The sequence below is a fragment of the Candidatus Rickettsiella isopodorum genome (assembly GCF_001881495.1).
In the GTDB taxonomy this organism is placed as follows: Bacteria; Pseudomonadota; Gammaproteobacteria; order Diplorickettsiales; family Diplorickettsiaceae; genus Aquirickettsiella; species Aquirickettsiella isopodorum.
The window spans coordinates 450,994-471,793 of the sequence record NZ_LUKY01000033.1 but is presented as its reverse complement, the minus strand read 5'-3'; the positions used below and the strand labels follow the sequence as shown (position 1 = coordinate 471,793).

At 35.4% G+C, this 20,800-nt stretch carries 20 protein-coding genes; 15 read left to right on the top strand and 5 right to left on the bottom strand.

All coding sequences use genetic code 11. The features are described 5' to 3' along the window. Positions 1-255 precede the first annotated feature (255 nt). A complete protein-coding gene (locus A1D18_RS06110; RefSeq protein ID WP_143750439.1) occupies positions 256-2,325 on the top strand; it encodes a hypothetical protein in 2,070 nt (689 codons plus the stop codon). Positions 2,326-2,329: 4 nt separating this feature from the next. Here the strand turns inward: A1D18_RS06110 and A1D18_RS06105 are convergent, their stop codons facing one another. After that, positions 2,330-2,887, bottom strand: a complete 558-nt coding sequence (locus A1D18_RS06105; protein ID WP_071662891.1) for a thioredoxin family protein — start codon at positions 2,885-2,887, stop codon at positions 2,330-2,332. 69 nt (positions 2,888-2,956) lie between these two features. On the opposite strand from A1D18_RS06105, the gene A1D18_RS06100 reads away from it, so the two are divergent. The 6 genes from A1D18_RS06100 (at position 2,957) to ahcY (ending at position 11,024) form a co-directional block, all read left to right on the top strand. Continuing rightward, positions 2,957-3,535 carry a thymidine kinase gene (locus A1D18_RS06100; RefSeq protein ID WP_071662890.1) on the top strand — a complete coding sequence of 193 codons (579 nt, stop codon included), beginning with the start codon at positions 2,957-2,959 and terminating at the stop codon, positions 3,533-3,535. A gap of 198 nt (positions 3,536-3,733) precedes the next feature. Then, a complete protein-coding gene (locus tag A1D18_RS06095) occupies positions 3,734-5,485 on the top strand; it encodes a hypothetical protein (RefSeq protein ID WP_071662889.1) in 1,752 nt (583 codons plus the stop codon). A 124-nt stretch (positions 5,486-5,609) separates the two neighbouring features. After that, positions 5,610-6,929, top strand: coding sequence for an MFS transporter (locus A1D18_RS06090; RefSeq protein ID WP_071662888.1), 1,320 nt, complete (start codon positions 5,610-5,612; stop codon positions 6,927-6,929). Beyond that, positions 6,923-8,206: an MFS transporter gene (locus A1D18_RS06085; RefSeq protein ID WP_071662887.1), complete on the top strand. Its 1,284-nt coding sequence runs from the start codon at positions 6,923-6,925 to the stop codon at positions 8,204-8,206. Before A1D18_RS06090 ends, A1D18_RS06085 begins: the two co-directional genes overlap by 7 nt. 133 nt (positions 8,207-8,339) lie before the next feature. Then, positions 8,340-9,527: a methionine adenosyltransferase gene (gene metK, locus A1D18_RS06080; protein ID WP_071662886.1), complete on the top strand. Its 1,188-nt coding sequence runs from the start codon at positions 8,340-8,342 to the stop codon at positions 9,525-9,527. A 180-nt stretch (positions 9,528-9,707) separates the two neighbouring features. After that, positions 9,708-11,024: an adenosylhomocysteinase gene (ahcY, locus tag A1D18_RS06075; RefSeq protein WP_071662885.1), complete on the top strand. Its 1,317-nt coding sequence runs from the start codon at positions 9,708-9,710 to the stop codon at positions 11,022-11,024. 5 nt (positions 11,025-11,029) lie between these two features. On the opposite strand, the gene rpiA is transcribed toward ahcY, so the two are convergent. Next, the gene (gene rpiA, locus A1D18_RS06070; RefSeq protein ID WP_071662884.1) at positions 11,030-11,728 is read right to left on the bottom strand and encodes a ribose-5-phosphate isomerase RpiA; all 699 of its coding nucleotides are present in this window, start codon (positions 11,726-11,728) and stop codon (positions 11,030-11,032) included. A 121-nt stretch (positions 11,729-11,849) separates the two neighbouring features. After that, on the bottom strand, positions 11,850-12,056 hold the full coding sequence (locus A1D18_RS06065) for a hypothetical protein (protein ID WP_071662883.1): 207 nt from the start codon (positions 12,054-12,056) through the stop codon (positions 11,850-11,852). Between the two features lie 512 nt (positions 12,057-12,568). Here A1D18_RS06065 and A1D18_RS06060 point away from each other — a divergent pair. The 7 genes from A1D18_RS06060 (at position 12,569) to murA (ending at position 17,757) form a co-directional block, all read left to right on the top strand. Then, entirely contained in the window at positions 12,569-13,255 is a 687-nt protein-coding gene (locus tag A1D18_RS06060; RefSeq protein WP_084028770.1) for a thiol:disulfide interchange protein DsbA/DsbL, read from the top strand. A 1-nt stretch (position 13,256) separates the two neighbouring features. Continuing rightward, positions 13,257-14,048 (top strand): ATP-binding cassette domain-containing protein, encoded by a 792-nt coding sequence (locus tag A1D18_RS06055; protein ID WP_071662882.1) that lies wholly within the window; start codon positions 13,257-13,259, stop codon positions 14,046-14,048. Positions 14,049-14,052: 4 nt separating this feature from the next. Continuing rightward, positions 14,053-14,841, top strand: a complete 789-nt coding sequence (mlaE, locus tag A1D18_RS06050; RefSeq protein WP_143750438.1) for a lipid asymmetry maintenance ABC transporter permease subunit MlaE — start codon at positions 14,053-14,055, stop codon at positions 14,839-14,841. After that, positions 14,842-15,312, top strand: coding sequence for an outer membrane lipid asymmetry maintenance protein MlaD (mlaD, locus tag A1D18_RS06045; protein WP_071662881.1), 471 nt, complete (start codon positions 14,842-14,844; stop codon positions 15,310-15,312). Next, complete coding sequence (locus tag A1D18_RS06040; RefSeq protein ID WP_245756789.1) at positions 15,309-15,911, top strand: MlaC/ttg2D family ABC transporter substrate-binding protein; 603 nt, start codon at positions 15,309-15,311, stop codon at positions 15,909-15,911. The genes mlaD and A1D18_RS06040 overlap by 4 nt, the downstream gene beginning before the upstream one ends. Positions 15,912-15,916: 5 nt before the next feature. Further along, complete coding sequence (locus tag A1D18_RS06035; protein ID WP_071662880.1) at positions 15,917-16,228, top strand: STAS domain-containing protein; 312 nt, start codon at positions 15,917-15,919, stop codon at positions 16,226-16,228. Between the two features lie 251 nt (positions 16,229-16,479). After that, positions 16,480-17,757 (top strand): UDP-N-acetylglucosamine 1-carboxyvinyltransferase, encoded by a 1,278-nt coding sequence (murA, locus tag A1D18_RS06030; RefSeq protein ID WP_071663036.1) that lies wholly within the window; start codon positions 16,480-16,482, stop codon positions 17,755-17,757. Between the two features lie 185 nt (positions 17,758-17,942). On the opposite strand, the gene A1D18_RS06025 is transcribed toward murA, so the two are convergent. Both A1D18_RS06025 and eda read right to left on the bottom strand, forming a co-directional pair. Further along, positions 17,943-18,674, bottom strand: coding sequence for a CADD family putative folate metabolism protein (locus A1D18_RS06025; protein WP_216095024.1), 732 nt, complete (start codon positions 18,672-18,674; stop codon positions 17,943-17,945). 439 nt (positions 18,675-19,113) lie between these two features. After that, the gene (gene eda, locus A1D18_RS06020; protein ID WP_071662879.1) at positions 19,114-19,755 is read right to left on the bottom strand and encodes a bifunctional 4-hydroxy-2-oxoglutarate aldolase/2-dehydro-3-deoxy-phosphogluconate aldolase; all 642 of its coding nucleotides are present in this window, start codon (positions 19,753-19,755) and stop codon (positions 19,114-19,116) included. Positions 19,756-19,861: 106 nt separating this feature from the next. On the opposite strand from eda, the gene A1D18_RS06015 reads away from it, so the two are divergent. Further along, positions 19,862-20,797 carry a sugar kinase gene (locus A1D18_RS06015; protein ID WP_071662878.1) on the top strand — a complete coding sequence of 312 codons (936 nt, stop codon included), beginning with the start codon at positions 19,862-19,864 and terminating at the stop codon, positions 20,795-20,797. Positions 20,798-20,800 lie beyond the last annotated feature (3 nt).

Genomic DNA, 20,800 nt, shown 5'->3' with positions numbered 1-20,800 from the left:
ATCTGGGCCGAACAACGTTGTTTATCTTATGTCATTAGCTTAAATGAAAAGGCAAACCTTGTCGTTGCACTTAGTAACACAAGTCCATCTTTTTAAAGCGGATGTTTCAGCTGTTTTTGATCATGAAATTTCCTGTCAATTTTTTCGTAGCCTAACATCGATTTTAACGCATTAATTTTTACCTTTAATGGAGTAAATTAAGCTAAAAATCGAGACAAATAAATTATAATAAAAAAATAAATAATGAGAACTGAAATGACAATTGAAACTGAAGAGCTCGTCAATAACGCTATAATAATTGATAAAATACTAGAAAAAAATAAAGAAATTATTGATAAGCTAGAAAAGAAAGACTCTTCTGAAAACTTACAACAAATAGCGAATTGGATTAAGCAATTTAAATCTGAGTCTCTACCTCCCACCGATATTGCTATTTTAGCAGTCATAATAGACACAGTATATTTTTATTTTAAAAGCAAATTTAGCAGAGAAAAACAAATTCTAATAGAAGGTTATTTGAATTTTATTATAAATAACTTTAATCATCTGCCTAATGAAGAAATACTAACGTTCATCTCAAGCCTTAAAAAATATATTTACACTGCCGATGAGAATGATAAATCTGAATTAGAAAATTTTATGATAAAAAATACATCTGAAATTAAAAAAATAGGATTACGTAGAAGAGTTAAACCTCAAATAATTGAATTTGATGCCAAAGGAAAAGGTTTTGTTGCTAATAAAAAAAGAAAAATTTGCAGGAATGAAATTGTTAACCAAACAAATACTCATATCAACATTAATCAAATGTATCATAAAATAATTTCTCGTTATGATAATGAGACTCAACTAACTAAAGACATACGTGAAGCAGTAATACTCAGGAGTATCTTGTCTAAGGAGAAAATTGGATTTCAATATGAACGTAGCATTGAAATTATTTTTCAATCCATTGCGTTAGAAGAATTTAAAGAAGCAATTCGTAAAAAGATTTATGATTTTAAAATTCAAGATCCTAATATAACACTTTCTGTATATAAGGAATCTAAAGTTTTTTTTCAACTTCCAAAGTTTTTAGATATAAAAAATAAGTATCTAGACAATTTTTTGCTAACTATTAATTATTCAAATCTGGAAAAATTAATGAAAAAAGTTCAGATTGTCTCAGATAATATTTACACTTTAATACCCATGCTCGACGATATCAAAAATTTTTATTGTGAATGGGGTATAAACTACGATTTATTTAAAAATTTTTATATAGAGATAGACAATTTTAGTAGGACTTTTAGTAAGAAGTCTATTGCTAATTATTTAGAAAAGATGATTTGCTTAATTGAAGAAAAAAAATTGAAATTGGATGAAAATAATTTCGATAGGGCTTATCAAATTTCAGATGTATGTATAAAAAACTTAGCTGAAAATTCAGTGATAGAAAAAATTAATAAACTGAAATTAGATTTGTCTATCGAAAATTTTTTAAACCTTCAAAAAAAATCAATTAAAAAGTATTTAGATAATTATTTTTTTCAAGTACGTTTAGATGGATATCCCAATAAGCGAACTAATATTTCTTTATTTAAATCATTTTTAATTAAAATGAAAGAATTAATTTTAAACTTTTTTAGTATTAGTTTTTTTATTAATAATATAAATAATTTAGAGTTTTTAGCATCAAAATTTGACGTATCTAATCTAGATAGAATGTTATTTGAAAGAATTCATAACAAATTTATTTTAAAAGTAAAATGGTGGCATTTTCTTAGTTATAAAATGAATCCTTTGTTTTTAGTATCAGTATCATTTAAAAAAAAATTATCCGAGCAACTTCTTCTCTATATAGTAAATTATAAATTTACACAAATTGTTAAACTTTTTGATATTAATGAGTTCCCCATTGAGAATAGAGCGTCAGGGGATACCAAAAAAAATATTGAATACGTAGATACTTTATTTTTGATCCAATCTATATTGAAAGATGCAAAAATTGGAAATACAAAAGATTTAACTACTTTTTATGGAAGCCAAAATAATATTTTTTTTCCAAAATCAAGAAAACAAATAGCTGAATTATTAAAGAGGCCTGAGACGTTCATAGATTTATCGAAAATGATATCTACATTAAGCCAAAACATTGAGCCATTAATGCAAGAATTTTTTAAGTTACTTGACAAAACTCTAGAAAACATGAAGAAATTGGAGGAAAATCAAGAGAAAAATAATCTTTTACTAAGTCATGTTACTAAAGGTAAAAGCCTATTTCAGTTACCAAAAACTATTCGAGTAGAAGACATCGCGCCAAAGACAATAACACTCAAAGCTTAAGTCTTTATTTCCATTTAATATTACAGCCCATACTAGGAATTTGTAGTGGATTCACAGGTTTTCCTTGAAGAATATTATCTAAAACGGAACGAATATCTTTACCAGTTACAGGGATTTTATTGCCAGGTCTAGAACTGTCTAATTGACCACGATATACACAGAAAAAATCTTTATCGAAGATAAAAAAATCGGGTGTACAAGCTGCTTGATAGACCTTAGCAGTCGATTGGGTTTTATCATACAGATAGGGGAAGCTAAAATTTAGTTGTTTAGCTAGCTGAGTCATTTTTTCAGGCGTATCTTCTGGGTAATTTATGGCATCATTAGCGCTAATGGCTACAAAGGAGATGCTTTTTGCTTGGTAGTCTTTGGCGAGCTGGACGAGCTCATGGATGACATGCTTGACATAGGGGCAATGATTGCAAATAAACATAATAACCGTGGCTTTCGAATCCTTAGCCGCTTTTAATAAACGATATGATTTTCCGGTAATTGTATCCATTAGTTTAAAATCGGTTGCTTTGGTGCCTAATGCAAGCATGCTAGAATGCGTTAGTGCCATAAAGATTCTCCCCATTTGCAATAGTTCCAGGTATTATAACCTATACCTTGATTTATTATATTTTCCATTATGGCCAAGCTTTATTTTTACTATTCCGCTATGAACGCAGGCAAAAGCACGGCTTTGTTACAAGCTAGCTATAATTATCAAGAACGAGGTATGCAAACATTATTGTTTGCTCCAGCCATCGATGATCGATATAAATTGGGCTGTATAAATTCACGAATTGGTTTAAACGCAGAGGCGAATTTATTCACGCCAAAAGATAATTTATTCGATCATGTAGAATCCTATTTAAGCCAAAAACGGAAATTGAAATGTGTTTTAATCGATGAAGCTCAATTTTTGACAAAAGAGCAAGCATTACAATTGACTGTTATTGTTGATCGTTTAAATATCCCAGTTTTATGTTATGGATTGCGTAGCGATTTTCGTGCAGAGCCTTTTGAAGGTAGTCTCTATTTATTGATCTGGGCTGATGAGATCAACGAGATAAAGACCGTCTGTTATTGTGGACGTAAAGCGATTATGAATATCAGATTTGATGCTGAAAATCATAAAATAACAGAAGGTAAACAAATAGAGATAGGCGGAAATGAACGTTATGTTTCAGTGTGCAGAAAACACTTTAAATTAACAGATGGTTAAGCCTAATTAATTTCCTTTCAGATCTTTTATAGTCTTATCTCTAAAAATTCTTTAAATATCTGCATTAGGTTTTTATTCAGGAGTGATTTGATATATTCAGTCTTTTTAATATTCTCTTAATTTTACCTACTTAGAATAAATCATTAAGGCAATGGTATCACTAGGTAATGAGCTTGTTTTTGCTCAATAGAGAATTTTATGGCAACTGAAAATAAGGCCTCGTTTATATATCCTGAACAGTTTATTAAAAATCTGTATTCATCCGGTCGAGCGTCATATTTAGCTTTTGACAAGAGCGTTCAAGATAAAGAGATAGATGAAAAGCTTCAATTTCGGCAACATATCATTAAAGACATTCAAAATAATGAAAGCAAAAGGGAATTCGTTTCCCAACAAGAATTGTTAAGTTTATTTAAACTTCTCTGTTTTATTCAAGTTTGGGCTGATCCTGAAGAAACTTGGATTAATACTGATGATGAATATAGAAAAAAACGTCAGCTATTGAAGTTTAAAAAAAATATACCTAAATCTACTAGAAGATCGATACATCTGGGCTTATTTAAATTAGTTTATGAAATTTTGCTACAGTTTAAGCAAGCCGCTGCAAGTGCTAATGATGCTGAAGAAAAAGAATTTATCAAAAATTTGCTTGAGTCATTTGAACAACCTAGTCTTGAATCAAATGGAAATAGGAAATTCAAAAAGAAATCCTTAATAAATGCTATTAATATATTTCTAAAATATAAAAAATTTAATTCTACTCCTGAAAATATTGAAGAAAATTTTTCAGAGGCGACTAAATTAATTTCTCGTTTTTCTGTCTGGACTGACAAACTTTTCTATGGATGTGGCGTTGGCATAGAATTCATTTCAGCATTAGCTTGTGGACTAAGTACAGGCGGCGCTATCTTTGTATTACTAGTCGGTTTTAGTTGGCCACTTGGATTAGTGATTCCTCTAAGCCTGTTAATTTTCTTTGCGGGTAGTAGAGCCAATTTTCAGCTTTTCTCACAGCATATTTCACCATTTTTGCAAGATCTTTGCAGAAATGGTGCGGTGGCTAAATTTATCGATCAACAAGGTAAGCGTCTCCAATTATCGAGGAGTAAGAAATTTTTACTTTTCCCCCCTGTTTTTTTTTCCATATCGGTAGGAATTGCAACAGCAGCTATTACTTACCTTGAAGGGACAAAAATGATAGCAGTTATTTGTCCAGCATTAATTGTAGCATGCCCGCAGTTGTCAGCTGTTTTATTGAGTATATTGGCTAGTGCGTTGTTAATTGGTTTAACTATAGTGATGTTTAGAACATTTATAGGAGTGTTACAATCCCAGTTCTCATGGCAAGAAATTAAACTAGATGTTAAAGAAAAATGGCATAATCTGAATGGTGCTAAAGGTTTAGGCTATGTTTTTAAAGTATGTGTTATGGGTGTTGCCTTTTTTGGTTTGGGTTATCTTGATTTTATCGGTACATCTACTTTGGCTAGTTTATTAGGTTTGGTTGCTGCGGATGGAATAACTTTAGCTGCAATTATTGGCGATCTACCGTTTACATTAATCACTGCGCTTGCTTGGTGTAATAGTTTATTCAAAAGTAGCTCTAACCCTAGTTCTGATTTACCGAAAGATATAGCGTATTATTTGTGGAAAATAGTAGAGTTTTCTGCGGTAATAGTAAATGCTTTGGGTAATGCAGGATTGGTGTTTACAGGCTCATGCGTCTCAAGGATTGCTAGTATCGCTTGCTTTATGAATTCTTACGTCAGTAACTGTATGCAAGAGGATGATGGGGTACTCATTGAGGCGAGAGTAGAAGCGACTAAGAAATCTTTAGCTTCATTGATGAAGCTGAGTAATTGTGCTTTCTTCGGGCCATCTTCTGGGGTACCAAAAGAAGCAAATGATGTTGAGGGCTACTTCGAAAATGCACTATCAAAAAGCCTTTAATACTCCCTGACTTGATTGGTTTTGCTTGGACAATAGGCCTGGTTTGCTATACACTAGCCCTCCCAAATAGTCCCTAAAAATAAAAGACGGAAGTTTGTAAGTCTACTCTCTATTTGAGGCATTAATGGCCATAACTACCTTAAAACGAATATGTGACTATCTAAGTTTTTCTAAGATTCAGCCCTGGCTGGTTTGCCTCTCTGCCGCGCTATTTTTCTTTTACGAGTTCATCCAGCTGGGGATGTTTAACTCGATTAGCCAAGAGTTAATGCATGATTTTTCAATAAATGCGGGCCAATTAGGTTTCTTATCTGCGACTTATTTCTATGCAGATGTTATTTTTTTATTATTTGCTGGAATCTTAGTCGATCGCTTTTCTATCCGTATTATTATACTTAGCGCCATGATTATGGTGGTTCTTTCGACTCTGCTGTTTGCTTTTAGCCAGTCTTTTGAGATAGCGGCTTTTAGTCATTTTATAGCCGGTATTGGTAACGCTTTTTGCTTTTTGAGCTGTATTAAATTAGCAACGCGTTGGTTTCCTTCACAGAGGTTAGCTTTAATTATTGGAATTATCATTACTATTGCGGTGGCTGGAGGAATAGTGGCGCAAACGCCTTTTGCACTCGTAGTACATGCTTTAGGATGGCGAAAGGCAGTATTGATAAATGCTGGATTAGGCGTATTTATTACGTTATTGATTTATCTCTTTGTCTATGATTATCCTAAGCATCAACTATCTCAGAAAATGGTCGAGGATGTAGCTGCTAAGCCTATTTCGATAATGAAAAGTATCAATTTATCCTTGCGGAATAAGCAAAATACTTTAGCAGGAATATACACGTGTCTTTTAAATTTACCCATAATTTTGTTGGGCGCATTATGGGGGACATTGTACTTAACACAAGTACACCATCTTGAAAAAACTCAAGCTTCTTTAGTGGCTACCATGATCTTTTTAGGCACTATTATTGGTTCACCTTTAGTCGGTTGGTTCTCTGACTTTATTGGTAGACGAAGATTGTTGATGATTATCGGTGCTATGCTTTCACTGTTTGTTTTAATAGCTATTATGTTTATACCCATATTGCACTTTTATAGCTTGCTTATTTTATTTTTATTATTAGGGTTTTTTACAAGTACCCAAATTATTAGCTACCCTTTGATTGCTGAAAGTAATCCTAGATATTTGACGGGGACATCAACCAGTTTAGCTTCAATTCTAATCATGGGTGGAGGAGCTGTATTCCAACCTTTATTTGGATGGTTGATTGATCTGCGTTGGGATCAAACTTTTTCACAAGGAATACCTTATTATTCAGCTAGTAATTTTCTATATGGTATGTCTATTATGCCGATAGCTTTTATAGTCAGCCTAATTGCTGCATTTTGTTTACGTGAAACCTATTGCCAACCTTTTACTCGCGAGAATAACCTATGCTAACTTCAGCGTTTAACGAGAGTGTTTCGGTAATGGATAAAAAATTGCCATGGATAGTTTGTTTTTCGGCGGCATTGTTTTTTTTCTATGAATTTATTCAATTGAATATGTTCAATGCAATCAGTGCAGATTTGATGCATGCCTTTTCTCTTAATGCGACTGGATTGGGTAAACTATCCGCTTATTATTTTTACGCCAATTTATTATTTTTACCTATTGCGGGTACTTTGTTAGATAGGTTTTCGACACGTAAAATTATTCTATCTTCGTTGTTTCTTTGTATTATTGGTATTGTCGCTTTTGCAATCACAAGTTCATTTATCTGGGCATCGATATTCCGTTTTATGAGTGGTATTGGTAGCGCTTTTTGTTTTTTAAGTAGTATTCGACTTGCGTCGCGTTGGTTTCCGGCAAAAAATATGGCATTAGTAAGCGGCTTAATTGTAACGATGGCTATGTTTGGAGGTCTGATAGCACAAACACCTTTAACTGTATTAGTCGAACTAGTAGGTTGGCGCCATGCTTTATTTTTTGATGCAAGTTTAGGCGTTATTATTTTTTTAATAATTTTTAGTGTTGTTCAAGATTATCCAGCTAACTTACATCAGGAACAAAAAAAATCTCATCAAGAACTTTCTAAGTTAGGCCTATTAAAAAGTTGGCGACTCGCCTATTTGAATCCACAAAATAGTTTATGTGGACTTTATGTTTGTTTATTAAATTTGCCGATTGCTCTTTTAGGTGCTATTTGGGGAAGTTTATTTTTACAACAAGCAGATCATTTTTCTGTAACAGAAGCTTCATTTGCACCGAGCTTACTTTTTATAGGAACGATCGTGGGTGGTCCAGTTGTAGGATGGGTTTCTGATAAAATTCAAAAACGTATACCGCTCATGATGTTAGGAGTAATTATTTCTCAGTTAGTAGTGATTACGATTATCTGTGTACCAGGTTTCTCTATAATAACCATCGCTTCATTGTTTTTTGCGTTAGGTTTTTTTTCCAGCAGTCAGATTTTGAGTTACCCCTTAGTTGCAGCCAGTAACCCAAAGAATTTAACAGCCACTTCAGTAAGTGTTGTATCCTTTATGGCAATAGGGGGCTATGCGGTATTTCAACCTTTATTTGGCTGGTTGCTGGATGCTAATTTTCAAGGAACAGTAGTAAACCAAATTAGAGTCTATTCACCGAGTGATTACCATCGTGCGTTGTTGATAATCCCCATAGGCTTTTGCATCGCTTTTATAGCTACATTTCTAATGCGTGAACCACGATCCTAGTAATAGACTGTTCTAAATTAGTTCAAGTACTGTCTTAATTAGCTATTTTAAAAAAGATTCGCTAGTATATACTTCTTTTTGATTTTAAAGCTTAGTTTTTAAGTCACTTCTCTTTTTAGATTTGAGAATAAAAATGGATAATTACACAACATTTACTTCGGAATCAGTATCGGAAGGTCATCCAGATAAGATTGCTGATCAAATTTCTGATGCTGTTTTAGACGCAATTTTACTTCAGGATAAAAATGCTAGAGTCGCCTGTGAAGCCCTAGTCAAGACAGGGATGGTGTTGGTTGCGGGCGAGGTAACTACGACTGCATGGGTTGATGTAGAGCAGATCGTCAGGGAAACTGTTAAAGAGATTGGCTACAATAGTTCATCGATGGGATTCGACTGGGAATCTTGCGCAGTTATGACTGCTATTGGCAAACAATCACCTGATATTGCTCAGGGAGTGGATAAGATCAATAAACTTGAACAAGGCGCTGGCGATCAGGGTTTAATGTTTGGTTATGCCAGTAATGAAACTGATGTGTTGATGCCTGCGGCTATTACTTACGCGCATCGATTAATGGAACGCCAGGCGAAGTTACGTAAAAATAATAATTTGAGTTGGTTGCGACCTGATGCTAAAAGTCAGGTAAGTTTACGTTATCAAAATGGTAAACCTATCGGTGTTGAGGCGATAGTGCTTTCTACTCAACATGCGCCTGATATTGCTTACGATGATCTGAAAGAAGCTGTCATGGAAGAGATTATCAAGCCTACTTTTCCTTCAGCATGGTTAACAAAATCCACAAGGTATTATGTCAATCCTACGGGTCGTTTTGTTATTGGGGGGCCTTTAGGTGATACGGGCTTAACAGGACGTAAAATTATCGTCGATACTTATGGTGGTATGGCGCGTCATGGCGGAGGTTGTTTTTCAGGCAAGGATCCCAGTAAGGTCGATCGTTCAGCAGCTTATGCTGCGCGTTATGTTGCTAAAAATATCGTCGCTGCAGGCTTAGCCGAACGGTGTGAAATTCAAGTCTCTTACGCTATCGGTATTGCAGAGCCCACATCTATCAATATTAATACATTTGGAACAGCTAAATTATCTGATCAACGTATTATTGAGTTAATCCAACAACATTTTGATTTAAGGCCACGAGGCTTAATTGAAATGCTCAACTTATTAAGGCCTATTTATAAACGCACTGCAGCCTATGGTCATTTTGGCCGTGAAAACGAAGATTTTCCCTGGGAAAAACTTGATAAGAAGGAATTATTACGCGCAGACTTATTAACCCATGAAAGCAAACAACTAACAGAATTTTAAATTTATTCTCTTTCTACTTGAATTTTGCCTGTGTTGCCATGCAATCCGCAATCCTCAGTATAGTGTATAGATGCAGGCGCATCATATGCGGCGCCTAACAAAAATCCATGCTATGAATGTAAGAACACCAAAAATTACTATTTTAATTTAAGTTATTGTTATTGAAAAAGGTATTTATTTATGATCACAGAAAAGTTAAAAAATAGCATTGCTGACCATAAAGTTGCTGATTTAAGTTTAGCGGATTGGGGGCGACGAGAGATAACCATTGCTGAGAAAGAAATGCCAGGTTTAATGGCTTTACGCAAAAAATATGCTAACAAAAAACCTTTAACGGGTGCACGCATTGCGGGTTGTTTGCATATGACCATACAAACGGCAGTTTTAATTGAAACATTGCTTGATTTGGGTGCTGAAGTACGGTGGTCATCGTGTAATATTTTTTCCACGCAAGATCATGCCGCAGCAGCTATGGCGGCCCGAAATATTCCAGTTTTTGCTTGGAAGGGAGAAACAGAAGAAGAATTTTGGTGGTGTATTGAACAGACTTTAATCGGATCGGATGGCTGGGCTCCAAACTTATTATTAGATGATGGAGGAGATCTTACTTTATTACTCCATGAAAAGTACCCTAAACTATTACAGGCTATTAAAGGGGTATCAGAAGAAACAACGACGGGTGTGCATAGACTTTATCAAATGCAAAAAGAAAAAACATTGTTAGTCCCAGCGATTAATGTGAATGATTCGGTAACAAAATCTAAATTTGATAATCTTTATGGTTGTAGAGAGTCTTTAATTGATGCCTTAAAGCGAGCAACTGACGTTATGATCGCGGGTAAAATTGCTGTAGTTTGTGGTTACGGAGATGTAGGAAAAGGATGCGCGCAAAGTCTCCGCGCCTATGGCGCCACAGTTTGGATTACCGAAATTGATCCCATTTGCGCATTACAAGCGGCCATGGAAGGCTATCGGGTAGTCACTATGGATGATGTGGCAAAACTAGGAGACATATTTGTAACGGCTACTGGAAACAAAGATGTTATCACTTTGTCACATATGAAACAGATGAAAGATTTGGCTATCGTTTGCAATATTGGCCATTTTGATTCTGAGATAGATGTGGCTGGATTACGCCAATTCATTTGGCTAAATATCAAGCCACAAGTTGATCAGATAAATTTTCCTGATAAAAAGCGTTTACTATTATTAGCAGAAGGTCGTCTAGTTAATTTAGGCTGTGCGACAGGACATCCAAGTTTTGTTATGTCTAATTCATTTGCTAATCAGGTTTTAGCACAGATTGAATTATGGCAATATAATGATCGCTATGAAAAAGGTAAGGTTTATATGTTACCTAAAGCACTTGATGAACAAGTGGCACGTTTACATTTAGAAAAAGTGGGTGCTAAATTAACTGAACTGACTCCCGCGCAAGCTGATTATATTGGTGTTAAGCCCCAAGGACCTTATAAATCAGATTATTATCGTTATTAATAAAATTATGATGTTTCAATTGTTTTAATGCCACCTTGATTTGCTATGAGTAATCTATTTGCAGGACGCTGGGCGAATAATCCATTACCCACTACACCCGGAATATTATTTAGTAAACGTTCGAGTTTAATAGGATCAGTAAAATCCCAATGTTGAGTGTCTAATATAATATTGTCATTGTCAGTAATAAATTTTTCTCTATAAACAGGAAAGCCTCCCAATTTTACTAATTCTCTCGCAACATAACTACGCCCCATAGGAATAACTTCCAGAGGTAGGTTTTTTTGTCCTAGCATTTTGACATACTTACTTTCATCAACAATACAAATAAAATTTCTGCTTGCAGCCGCAATAATTTTTTCACGTGTTAATGCCCCTCCGCCACCTTTTATAAGTTGCAGTTGGGGATTGACTTCATCAGCACCATCTATATAAAGTGCCAACTCTCCGACACTATTTAGATCTAAAACTGGAATATTAAGCTGCTTTAGCCGCTTTTCTGTTTCTATGGACGCTGGAACTACGCCTTCGATTTTATGTTTGATAGAGGCTAACGCAGTAATAAGATAATTTATTGTGCTACCACTCCCTATACCCAAAACGGAGCCTGCTTTGATGTAGTCTAATGCAGCCTCTGCCACCTTACTTTTTAATAGTTCTTGGTTTTGTGTTGCCACTAAGATCTCCTCTGGCCAGATTTTCATAAAGTTACTTTGACATAAGCTTAAACAGCATGCAATTTCTAGTTATTAAAAGTTATGCGATATCTCTAAAAAGTTAGTATTCTTAATTAACTAGAAATAAAAACCTATTTTTTATCGAAATTTAGACTTTATGATTTTCTGAACCTACTATATAGCCTATTAAAGCGGCATCTTCTTGTGAAAATCCACTCATTAGTGTGGGTGCAGTAAAAATTTGATTAGCTGAACGTATAAAATATAAGCCTTGACCTAGAATATTGACCAAAATGGTATTGTCTCGATATTGGGCAATTATTTGATAACGTATTTGTTCGGATATATTCCACATAGTGTATCTCCATAAAAAAATAGTTAAATAAGAACTATTAATATTTTTTAAATCCTTATCGTATTCTATGAAGAAAATATTTGTCTCTTTGATTATCAGATTTTTAGATTCAACTTAAATATCTAAAAATGACAAAATACTATCTCTTTAAAACTATACTATGCGTTTATCAACTAATTCAATGTGCAAAAAACTTTAAATGTAATTAGAAAAACCACGTTTTTTACCTACTTGGTAAATCGAAAAGTGTCGTTAACCCTCAAAATAGATTTTTTCTTTAAGTCATAGTATTTCTCACTTAACGTTTTTTGATAAGCTGTGTTATGCTTGGCCATTTTTATAGATGCTACAAAACCTATTAGATTAGTTTAGTTGTTATTGGTGGTCCTTAAGAAAAAAGATTTTGCCTGCTATATCTATAATCTATAAGAGGCCATTGACTGGAATAAGCCAAACTAATAGTTTTGACAGAGTTTTACTTGTTTTTTTGTATTTTATTGAAAGAGGGCTGTATGCTTAGATTGAGATTACGTAGCCTATTGTTTTTAGCATTATCAATTATTTTAACCTCTTGTGGGAAAATGAATAATAATTCTAAAACACCCCCGCCGATGAGTTTTAAAGCGGGAAAGGATTATGAAGTCATTTCTACATCGGAGATTATTCCTAAATTAACTCCAAAGACACAGGTGCGAGTGGTTGAATTCTTTAGTTATGCTTGTTCTGCTTGCTATCATTTTGAGCCAACATTGGACAAATGGCTTGCAAAGAAACCAGAATATGTAAAATTTGAGCGGGTACCGATAGTATTTCAGCCTAGTTGGCGCAGTTTAGCTCGAGCCTATTATATTGCAAAAATGTTGGGAGTCGAAAAAAAATTGACGCCCGCTATATTTAAAGCTATCCATGTTGAAGGACAAGATTTATCAAATCCTAAACTTCAAGAAGAGTTCTTTATAAAGCACGGCGTTAAGCAACATGAGTTTGAAAGTATTGCGAGTTTTTCCCCAGGTATTGATGCGCAATTGTTGAGAAGTGATACGTTGATGCAAGAGGACAAGATTCTTGCAGCGCCTACATTAGTTATTGATAATCGGTATAAAGTTGATCCCAGCATGACAGGGATAGCTGGAGACCCTACGCGTTTTCTGCAGGTTACTGATTATTTGATAGAAAAAGTGAGAAAAGGGGACGAGTAACTTGAGTGATTTCGTCAATATCCAAAACTTATATTTTAATCGGAATGGACGTACTGTTTTTTCAGGGATCGAACTGAATATTCCTCGAGGTAAAATAACGGCCATTATGGGTCCTAGTGGTTGTGGAAAGACGACACTATTACGTTTAATAGGCGGCCAGTTAAAACCTGAGCGTGGCAATATCCATGTTGATGGGAGGTTAATTAATAAACTACCTAGAGAACAATTGTATGACTTACGTCGCAAAATGGGTATTTTGTTTCAGAGCGGGGCGTTATTTACCAATCTAAGCGTGTACGAAAATGTTGCTTTTCCTCTAAGAGAACACACCGAGCTACCTGATTTTATGATTCGTGATATTGTATTGATGAAATTACAGTCCGTTGGCTTACGGGGTGCTAAAAATCTTATGCCTAATCAGCTTTCAGGGGGGATGGCACGGCGTGTCGCTTTAGCGAGAGCGATTGCTTTAGACCCAGAACTCATTATGTATGACGAACCTTTTACGGGTCTTGATCCTATTGCTTTGGGCGTGATCGTTAAACTCATTTCTGATCTAAATGCTGCCTTAGGTATTACAACAATTTTAGTATCTCATGATGTAAAAGAAGCGCTAAGTATTGCGGATTATATTTATGTGATTGCTAGTGGAAAAGTTATTGGTCATGGTACTCCCGAAAAAGTACATGCTGATAAAGATCCAGAGGTTCAACAGTTTTTACAAGGGTTACCGGATGGCGTGGTTCCATTTCATTATCCCGCTATCGACTATACCCAAGATTTGCTGCATTAATGCTATGTTAATATTAGAAAAGTTACAATTATTGGGTCAGTTTGGTCTACGTCTATTAATGAGTTTTGGCCGTTCGGGACTATTTTTAGTACATTTATTAATTCGTAAGCCACGTTTTAAAAAAAGTTTTCCTTTATTAATCGAACAACTATATTTTATTGGCGTATTATCCTTAGTCATTATTATCTTGTCAGGATTATTTATAGGCTTGGTAGTGGGATTGCAAGGCTATAATACTTTAAATAAATTTGGTGCAAGTCAACAATTAGGTCAATTAGTGGCTTTAAGTGTGGTGCGGGAATTAGGGCCAGTGGTAACGGCATTATTATTTGCAGGAAGAGCCGGTTCAGCATTGACCGCCGAGATTGGTTTAATGAAATCGACAGAACAACTTACAAGCATGGAAATGATGGGAGTCGATCCACTATGGCGCGTTATTTCACCTCGTTTTTGGGGTGGTTTCATCAGTATGCCCATATTAATGATCATTTTTAGTGCGGTTGCAGTTTGGGGTGGATATTTAGTGGGTGTTGTTTGGTTAGGTGTTGATAGTGGAATGTTCTGGAGCGCTATGCAATCGGCTGTTCATTTTCATGATGATATAGTGAATGGAATTATAAAAAGTATCGTTTTTGGCGGCGTTGTTACATGGATAGCTGTGTTTCAAGGATATGATACGGTTCCTACTGCTGAAGGAATTGGACGAGCGACAACGCGTACCGTTGTTTATTCTTCCCTGGCTGTACTAGGCTTGGATTTTGTATTAACTGCAGTGATGATGGGAGGTTGGTAAGTGCGCGAGAGAATAATAGAAATTTGGGTTGGTTTTTTTATGTTATTTGGAATACTTGCTTTATTAGTTTTGGCTTTTAAGGTAAGTGGGTTAAGTAGCTCTATTGGTAGAGACGGTTATAATATAACAGCGGCTTTTGACAATGTGGGTGGATTGAAAATACGTTCGCCAGTGTCTTTAGCAGGTGTGCACATTGGAGAAGTAAGTGCAATAAAGCTCGATAATGTTCAATTTAAAGCTATTGTGACGATGAAAATTGATTCCAAATATAAACAATTGCCAGTTGATACTTCCGCAAGTATTCTAACTCAAGGTTTATTAGGGGCAAACTATATTAGCCTAACCCCAGGATTTTCCCATACATTTTTGAATAATAACGGTATCGTACAAGATACGCATCCCGCATTAATTTTAGAAGATCTTATCGGCCAATTAATATTTAGCTTAAAGAATTCAGGGGGTAAGAAGTGAAAAAGATAATATTCGTATTTTTTGGGTTATTAATTTGTACAATGGCATGGGCTATTTCTTCACCTGTAGACTTACTACAAAGTACTTCTAATCAATTAATTTCAGCTCTGCAACGAAATCAAGCGACACTTAAAACAAAACCTCAGATTGTTTACGGAATAGTTAATCAAATTTTGCTGCCGCATGTCGATGTCATGAGTATGTCAAGTAAAGCTTTAGGTCGTGAAGCTTGGTTACGTGCTACGCCGATGCAAAGACAAGCTTTTGCGCAACAATTTGTTACTTTGCTTATACGTACTTATTCGAGTGCTCTGGCCCAATACACCAATGAAAGAGTAAATTTTTTACCACTAAGGGGAGATTATAATAGCGAATCTCGTGTACAGGTTAATAGCGTGATTGTTCGCGAAACAGGCCCTTCGATTAACCTTAGTTATCGACTGATGAGAGTGAATGGACAATGGATGCTTTATGATTTTAGTGTAGGTGGAGTGAGTATTATAGAAAGCTTCCGTTCTCAATTTGCGCAAGAGTTGCAAAATAACGGTATTGATGGCCTGATTAATAAACTTGCTCAACATAATAATCAAAATTACTAATACAAATGAAAAAGCCATCTTTGCAATTTAAGAAAGATCATTATGTATTAACGGGCGCATTAAATATCCATACGGTACCTGGCATATGGCAGTTCAGCCAGAATACCTTAAAAAAAGATAAAGCCTTGTTACTGACTTTTAATTTAGAACAGGTTACTCAAAGTGATAGTAGTGGAGTGGCATTATTGATCACTTGGACCCGAATGCTAAAACAACGGGATCAAAAAATTCGTTTTGTGGCTTTACCTACACAAATGCTTGCCATTATTAGAGTATCTAATTTGGAAAAAATATTGCCCATAAACCGCTCGTTATGATGTTCAAGCCTAAAGTAAAGAAATAAAAATGTTCGTCACCAAGATAAATTTCGTGCTTAAGACTATCAATTGGTCTTTTGAGCAAGGCGCTGAAAAAATGAAGCAGTTTAGAAAATATATATGAGGATTGCGGGGCTGCAACACAAAAAAATCAACTGCGAAGAGTATCTTGGAAATCCTGCACTAAAAAGTAAGTATTTAAAGAATCACTGGGCATCGTAAGGTATAAAAATAGAGTAGAGAGATAAATGGTGGATAAACTAATTATTAGAGGTGGCATCCCATTACAAGGCGAAGTTCGAATTTCTGGTGCAAAGAATGCAACCTTACCTATTTTAGCAGCTTGCCTATTATCAGAGGAGCCCATTACTTTATTTAATGTTCCTCACTTACAAGATGTTACTACTATGGTGGAGCTTTTAAGTGGCATGGGGGCACAATTTACCATAGGCGAACGCATGAGTTTAGAGGTGCGTTCACGTGATCTAATTGATTCCTACGCCCCTTATTCATTAGTACGTAAAATGCGTGCTTCTATTTTAGTTCTTGGCGCATTACTTGCTCGTTGTGGTGAAGCGATAGTCTCACTTCCTGGTGGTTGTGCAATTGGTACACGCCCAGTCAATTTGCACATACAAGGACTTGAAGCCATGGGCGCTAAAATTGAAATAGAAAATGGTTATATCAAAGCTAAAACCAAAGAACGTTTGCAGGGCGCATTGATTGAATTAGATACTATCACGGTCACTGGGACTGAAAATTTAATGATGGCCGCGACGCTGGCCAAAGGTAAAACAGTTATAAAAAATGCCGCACGTGAACCTGAAGTGGTTGATTTAGCTAATTTTTTAAACAGTATTGGTGCGAATATTAGTGATGCAGGAACAGATACGATTACCATCGAAGGTGTTGAGCAACTAACAGGCGGTTATTATCGAATTTTGCCGGATCGAATAGAAGCGGCGACGTATTTAATTGCGGTTGCTTGCACACGAGGTTTTATTCGCTTAAAAGATATTCAGGCAAACACTTTAGATGCCGTTATTTATACGTTGCGTCAAGCAGGTGCAGAAATTGCTATTGGCGATCATTGGATCGAACTGGATATGCGGAATAAACGTGCCAAAGCCGTTAATGTGAGTACTGCGCCCTATCCTGCTTTTCCGACCGATGCACAAGCACAAATTATGGCGCTTAATATTACTGCGGAAGGAACTGGAATTATTACCGAAACAGTGTTTGAGAATCGTTTTATGCATGTCCAAGAAATGCGCCGAATGGGAGCTGATATTACTTTAAAAGGTAATGTTGCTATTTGTAAAGGAGTCAATAAGTTAATGGGTGCAGAAGTTATGGCCACCGATTTACGAGCTTCGGCGAGTTTAGTACTGGCAGGCTTAACTGCTGAAGGTGAAACAACTGTGAATAGAATTTATCATATCGATCGTGGCTATGAATGCATTGAAGAGAAACTATCACAGTTAGGCGGAAAAATTCGCCGTGTGTCTGTTTCAGATGGGTTTAATTGAGGATTAGAAGTTTATCAATTCAAGCTACCCTTAAGCATTTGAATTTTTGTCCGCTGCCGATCCACTCGGAATTCTTATGTATATTAATACATTTCCGTTGCTTTACTGAACACCTTATCAAAAATCCAATTGCTGCGAGTATAAAAACCAATAAACTTTCTAATTAAACCTTGTATGGTCGATAATTAAACGACTGTCGCTTCACAAACATTAGTCATCGTTCGTGCTTGTATGCCGCTTAGCATATTCCAAATAGATTTGGCTATTTTTTTTGCAGCTTTTTCTGCGGCTATTTTTTCTTCCATAGGTAAATTTTTTATTAGTGTTTTAGTTGCCTCGGCATGTTCTACATCGGCTTCAAGATGGACTAAGAAAAATTTCAAAGTAGCTTCATCGACAATATCATAAAATTGTTTCAACCCAGTGATTTTACTGGCAGCTGTTTGTGGAATTTGACGTTCATAAGCATACAAAGCCCCTAAGCCTTCTGCATACGATGAGCGTGATAGAGTCAGAAATTCATCAATAAATTGTTTGGTTTCTGGAAAAAGTGCACTATTAGCCACTGCAGCTTCTGATAAACCCAACCCTTTGGTAAATTGTAACCATAAGACCGGATGACTATCGAGGCCATTCATCCCTTCTTCGTCGTTTAGATTGCCTAATAAAACTTTTCGTGCCTCAGAATGCTGGCAATTGCTATGAGTGGCACTAATATATCGCGGAAAAGCATCTACATGGTGATAATATTGACAAGCATAATCACGAAGATTATCTATTGACAATTTCCCAGCAGACCAAGCTTGATAAAAAGGGTGTTTCAATAAATGATTTTCATTTAGTTGTCTATCAAGTTGCTGCATATAATTACTCTGCAAAATATCATTAAGCGTATTATCCACGGTTTGCATAGTCATAGTGCCTTTCTCCTTATTTGGTTTAGAGTGAAACATTATACCGAATTTAGTCCCAGATCTAAAACCAAGAGTATGTCTTAAATATTACCAACTTTTAAGTGCTTATTGTTTTAAAGATTTACTTAATAGATTGTAATATTAAAAAACGCAAATTTTATTTAAAAACAATAAGATTTGATTTATCTTTGAATATAAAATTTACATAACGTAAAGAAGAAGCGTAAGCTTTTTCCATTATGGCTGCTTGCTATCTGCGTCTGAATCGGATTAATCATCGGTTTTGCCTCGATAATACCCAAATGCTAATGAGTAGCTGAATAAACTGGTCCTGGGCTCTTTCTGGATGTTATTGCCGAGTTTAAATCGGTTGAATATTTTCGTAAGATTAGCTTATCCATAAGAAAAAACTACGAAAAGTTGAGTAGACTTTGCGGATTAATCAATAGCCTTGGGTCTTGTTTTTTAGAATTTTCTGAACTTGATAGGCGTTAGTTGAGATTTCATTAAATGCACCTTTGGCAATAAGTTTACGGGGGGCTATCCAGGTTCCCCCCACACAAGCGACATACGCTAAATTTAGATAATTAAAAAAATTATCAGCATGCAGGCCGCCTGTAGGACAAAAATGTAAAGGTAAAATTTCAGCGATTGCTCGTAGTGTTTTAATGCCGCCCATGCTTTCAGCAGGGTAAAATTTAAGAGTTTTTAATTTGAGTTGATGAGCAAACAATGCCTCACTAACCGTAGCAATACCTGGCATATAAGGAATATTATTCTTTTCAGCTTCAAGCACTAAAGTTTTATTTAAACCCGGGCTAACGGCGAATTTTGCCCCCGCGGATTTTATCTGAGAAAATTGCCTAGGCTCGACAATAGTGCCTGCCCCGACTATAGCTTCTGGAAATGCTGTATTTATTTTCTCGATAGCCGCTAAGGCACAAGCAGTGCGTAAGGTGATCTCTAAAACCTTAAATCCAGATTTCAGGAGTATTTCAGCTAAAGGGATTGCATGTTCTACGTTATCGATTACAATAATCGGTATAATGCGACTCTGGCCTAGAATATCAATTAAAGTAAGCATCAATGTCCTATAAATTTATAGTACATAATACCTTCGTCTTTTTTGCTAAGCAAATATTAACAAAGCTACACTATAATAAAAAAACCCAATTTAAATAAAGCCGCTTATGTCTAAAATTAAGCATATTGGTGTGATCGGTGAAGCAATGTTGGAATTATCACACCAAACGTCGACTTCATTGTCTCTTTCATTTGCAGGAGACACATTAAATTTTGCGATTTATTTACGCCGATTATTGAGAAACCAAGCTTTTGATATTCATTATGTAACCGCCCTAGGTCACGATGCCTATAGCGATCAAATGTTATCCGATTGGCAAACTGAGGGTCTTAAAACGGATTTAATTCGTCGCATAGAGAATAAATTGCCTGGTCTTTACTTAATTCGTACCGATAGTAAAGGAGAAAGAACATTCTATTTTTATCGATCTAACTCTGCAGCACGAGATTTATTTAAAGGTGATAATCAAATTGATTTATCTAAGCAATTGATAGGAATGGATTATTTATATTTTTCAGGGATTAGCTTGGCCATACTTGATGAAGCGAGTCGAGGATATTTAGAGAGTATTTTACAAAAAGCTAAGCAAAAAGGCTCAAAAATTATTTTTGACATAAATTATCGCCCTTCTTTATGGATTAATTCGGACTCTGCAAGAAAAGCCATACAACCTTTTTTAAAATATGTTGATATTGCTTTACCTACTTTTATAGATGATCAATTAGTATTTGGTGATGCAACACCAGAAGCTTGTGTCCAACGATTACTCGAAAATGGAGTCACTGAAATAGTAGTTAAATGTGGTGCCGAACCCGCTTTAGTCGCTACGGTTAATTATCAACAACGAGTTCCAACCTGTTTGGTTGATAAGGTTATTGATACTACTGCAGCTGGGGATTCGTTTAATGGTGCTTATTTAGCGGCGCGACTATTAGGGTTTGATCCCATAAAGGCTAGCTTATATGGCCATGAGTTAGCTGCAAAGGTTATAAAGCAAGCAGGCGCTATTATTCCTCGAATCATAATGCCAAATTTATTTTGAGAA